Here is a 4,049-nt window from a genome sequence, read left to right as displayed (position 1 = left end):
CAAATAGTAAGAAGCGTAGCGCGCTTCGCATTAGTACTACCACTTTGGGTTATTAATCTGTGGGTAATGGATAGCTCTTTATAAGGGGAGGGCTGGGGTGGGGTAAAAGTCTATGCTGAAACTTATATGGTGGGCAGCTCTACCGAGCTTCACGAAGAAAGCTTTGTTTTGATAAATCCTGCAAACCGCCGCCAATTTGCTTTAACAACTTTCCATTGCACGATCGTATGCAACAGGATTAGGACTAGAAAGGTGTAAGATAGCCAGAAATGTAGCGATCTGCCAACCTCAACCATGGCTTCATTTTATAGGAAAAAGTCTGGTAGTACCAATCCGAAAAACTTGACATTATTCGATCGAAAGGAATTGGAGAAAAAGAATCCAGAGATCGGCACTACCCACATAAATACGTACATGAAGGAATGCAAAACAAAGTTCCGGAGCCATTGAGGTGAATATTTGGGCGACTTCTTGGCATACTTTTTCCCCCATACCTGTAGCAATGTGAGAATGCGCCAGGTTAACAGTGCCATTATCAACACCCCGATCGATTTATGGAAATCGTAAAGCATATTCCGAAAGGGGGTTCTTTCTAACTGAGCCATCCAGGTACCGACGACAAACAAAATTAGGTAACAGCCAGCCATCCACCAGTGAACGGACATCAATCGCGTAAAAGCTGAATTGAGCCTGGGTTTTTTAGATGAATTTATTGGTAGTATATTCACGTTCGTGTCCTCAAGACGATCGATATAGTTTATTCCTTGCTACCCAAGATCGTAGTCGCGATCGATCCCTTACTTTTGTTCGTCAGGAACAACCTTTGTTGCAATAAACGCGATCGATTTATCTAACAACAACCCAACTACTCCGACATAGATGAGGGCGATAATAATCTGACTGATATTGGCAGCATTCCAAGCATCCCAGATAAAGAAGCCAATCCCGACACCACCAATTAACATTTCGGCAGCCACGATCGCCAACCAAGATAAACCGACACCAATTCTCAAACCAGTGAAAATATAAGGAACGGTTGCGGGAAAAACAACATCAAAGAAGTATTCTTTTCTCGATAACTGCAAGACCTTAGAAACGTTGACATAATCTTGCGGAATCTGTTGAACGCCTGCGATCGTATTCAGAATAATCGGCCAAATCGAAGTAATAAAGATGACGAAGATAGCTGAAGGATTGGATTGTTGAAAAGTAGCTAGCGCGATCGGCAACCAAGCCAAAGGGGGAATCGTCCGTAAAATCTGGAAAATTGGATCGAAAGCATCGAATAAGAATTCGTTAGTACCGATAATAATCCCGATCGAGACTCCCACGATCGCGGCGAGGGTAAACCCTTGCAGTACCCGCTGGACGCTCGCCCAAATCTGCCAAAAGAGTCCTTTATTAGTCGCACCTTTATCAAAAAACGGATTGACAATTAATTCCCAAGTTTGTTCGACTACTTTGATCGGACTGGGTAAATTGGCATCGGGACTTAATGTTAATAACTGCCAAATAATTAAAATTCCTGAGATAGCAATGAGTGGAGCAATTACTTTGCGTGTTTTCCGGTTACTTAATAGTCGATCTAAAGTGCTAGCTTGGGGACGAACGATCGCTCTTGCCATGACTGAGTTCTCCTAGATTACAAGTAAAGATTGAATAATGTAATGCTAAAGCGTGAGAATTACGCTTGTTTGATTTGTAAGCTATTTAAATAAGCTGTCGGATTAGCCGGATCGAACTTCACTCCATCAAAGAATGTTTCCACCCCTCGCGAAGTCTCCGTAGGAATCTGTGCTGCTGCTAGATTCAATTCCTTCGCCGCCGCGCGCCAGATATCTTCTCGATTGACTCGATCGATTATTTGTTTCATATCGGTATTTGTCGAAATTTGTCCCCAGCGCATATTTTCAGTCAAGAACCACAGATCGTGACTCTTAAATGGGTAGCTAGCATTGTTGTCCCAATAGCGCATAATGTTCGGACTATTTTCGACAACTGGGCGATTATTACCGTAATAAATTCTGCCAGTCAGTCGATCTTTGACATCTTTAACTGGTACTCTTGCCCATTCCGGATCGGAGATAATTTGGGCCATTTGGATGCGATTTTCTGGCTTGTCGCACCATTGTTGCGCCTCTATCAAAGCCTTGACGATCGATTTAGTTGCATTCGGATGACGATCTACCCAATCACTCCGAAAACTCAGAGCTTTTTCGGGATGATCTTGCCAAAACTCATTCGTTACTAATGCTGTATAACCGAGCCTTTGGTTAATTAATCTTACATGCCAAGGATCGCCCACACAAAAACCATCGATATTATTGACCTTAATATTCGGGACTAATTGCGAACCAGGTACCACCAAACTAATCACATCTTTATTCGGATCGATACCACCAGCAGCCAACCAATAACGCAATATTAAATCGCTATTACCACCTTTAAAAGTATGGGCAAATCGTAGATAATTGCCAGCCGCTCGTTCGCGCTCTACTCTTTCTTTAATTTTAGAAGCATCTAAAGCAACATTTGCATCTTGATAACGGTTGCTTACAGATATGCCTTGTCCGCCAGTATTCAACCGCGCTACCAGATACATCGGTAGCTTTTTATTATTAACAGTAATCGTGCCCATACTGATGTGATAAGGCATCGGACTCAACACCATTGCTCCATCCAAACCGCCCCCAGCCGAGCCAATTTGGAGATTATCTCTAGTTACACCCCAAGAAGGTTGTTTAACTAGTTCTACGTCCGGTACGCCATGTTTGGCGAACAATTCTTTGACCTTAGCAATTACTAACGGAGCGGCATCGGTTTGACCGATAAACCCAATTCTGGCTTTTGTCGTTTCATTCCCACTACTACCCGCATTTACATTTGCCATTTGAATTGTTGCAGATTGGTTTTGAGCAGTGCTACAGCCCTTTAATCCCAATCCTAGCATTGCGGTTGCGCCAGCGGTCAGGATGAATTTACGGCGAGAAATTTGGCTGACTAGGTGTTCCATATAATTCCTTTTTGAATGTATATTTAATAGTTCGTCGCCCGTGCTTTGAGAGTTACTGAAGTCGATAGAGTTAGATATTTACGAACGATAGAATTTTTACTATGAAATCATTTCGATCGATGGCTTATTAACCGATTCCATTAATCGATCCATAGATTTAGTCCGTTAATAACTAAGCTTATCTCATCTATTTCTCTATGTATAGAGGATCGCTATGAATTTTCTAACAGAATATCGGATAAACTCTATAAGTATTTTGATATGAATCCATACATGGTGAAGCAGGGAGATGATTCGGGCTGTTTTGAGACCGGGGAAAACTGGGATACTGAAATTTTGCCAGCAAAGTATTTGCACAGATATAGCAACTGCCAAGGTGCTTAAGACAGTCGGGGATATAATGCCAAGTTTAATATTGCTGCTAGTACGGGCAGTTTTAGTACAGAAGAATCGCTCTAGCGATGATCGCCTTAGCTCGTCAACTGGCAATTTTTAAGTTAAGTTATGTAAATTACCTATCGAACGATCGCCACAGCAATGAAACGGACTTATAACGATAGCCTGAGCGACATTACCGATGCTCCCGATTTACACAGTCTCGTTCGCGACAAAAGATCGAGCAAACGCGCGACTACCGCCAAAGGCAACCGCCGCAACCGCCGCTACGAGAACCGGATGCTCAACGCTCAAGCACATGAAAACTTCGATGAAGGTGAGGACACGTTCGTCGAGGATAATTAATTACAGCAAATTTCGATCGCGCAAGTGTGTTATACCAAATCCGGTTTATAAAACCCACTAACCTTGCCCTCACCCCCAACCCCTCTCCCAAGCTTGGGAGAGGGGAGCCAGAGCCGCAGGATCTGGCGGGGTGAGGGCCAGCAAAAGAAGGGTTTGTGAAGTGGATTTGGTATTACCTAGCGGCTGTCGAATAAACCATAACAGGTAGGGTGTACTAGTGCATAACGAGCTATCCTAGATTATCGATCTGTAGCAACAGCAATTTTGGAGACAAATTATCAGATGCGCCAAAACA

General features: G+C 43.1%; 3 protein-coding genes and 1 pseudogene. 1 reads left to right on the top strand and 3 read right to left on the bottom strand.

Going from position 1 to position 4,049, the window contains the following annotated elements; all coding sequences use genetic code 11:
- Nucleotides 1-149: 149 nt before the first annotated feature.
- The 3 genes and pseudogenes from C7B77_RS25410 to C7B77_RS25400 all read right to left on the bottom strand — a co-directional run bounded on the left by C7B77_RS25410 (nt 150) and on the right by C7B77_RS25400 (nt 3,013).
- Nucleotides 150-665, bottom strand: a pseudogene (locus C7B77_RS25410) (cytochrome b).
- A gap of 132 nt (nt 666-797) precedes the next feature.
- Entirely contained in the window at nt 798-1,625 is an 828-nt protein-coding gene (ntrB, locus tag C7B77_RS25405) for a nitrate ABC transporter permease (protein WP_106311528.1), read from the bottom strand.
- A gap of 59 nt (nt 1,626-1,684) precedes the next feature.
- Entirely contained in the window at nt 1,685-3,013 is a 1,329-nt protein-coding gene (locus C7B77_RS25400) for a CmpA/NrtA family ABC transporter substrate-binding protein (RefSeq protein ID WP_106311525.1), read from the bottom strand.
- 537 nt (nt 3,014-3,550) lie between these two features.
- Between C7B77_RS25400 and C7B77_RS25395 the strand changes: the two genes are divergently transcribed.
- Complete coding sequence (locus C7B77_RS25395) at nt 3,551-3,754, top strand: hypothetical protein (RefSeq protein ID WP_106311522.1); 204 nt, start codon at nt 3,551-3,553, stop codon at nt 3,752-3,754.
- The last annotated feature ends 295 nt before the right edge of the window (nt 3,755-4,049 follow it).

It is taken from the genome of Chamaesiphon polymorphus CCALA 037 (assembly GCF_003003845.1).
GTDB lineage: Bacteria > Cyanobacteriota > Cyanobacteriia > Cyanobacteriales > Chamaesiphonaceae > Chamaesiphon > Chamaesiphon polymorphus.
Note: the sequence above shows the minus strand (reverse complement) of the source record. Positions and strands in the feature narration are given on the sequence as shown.

What these genes read in the sequence shown, in the direction of transcription:
- ntrB (WP_106311528.1), bottom strand. Translation starts at nt 1,625, where the DNA reads ATGGCAAGAGCGATCGTTCGTCCCCAAGCTAGCACTTTAGATCGACTA.
- C7B77_RS25400 (WP_106311525.1), bottom strand. Translation starts at nt 3,013, where the DNA reads ATGGAACACCTAGTCAGCCAAATTTCTCGCCGTAAATTCATCCTGACC.
- C7B77_RS25395 (WP_106311522.1), top strand. Translation starts at nt 3,551, where the DNA reads ATGAAACGGACTTATAACGATAGCCTGAGCGACATTACCGATGCTCCC.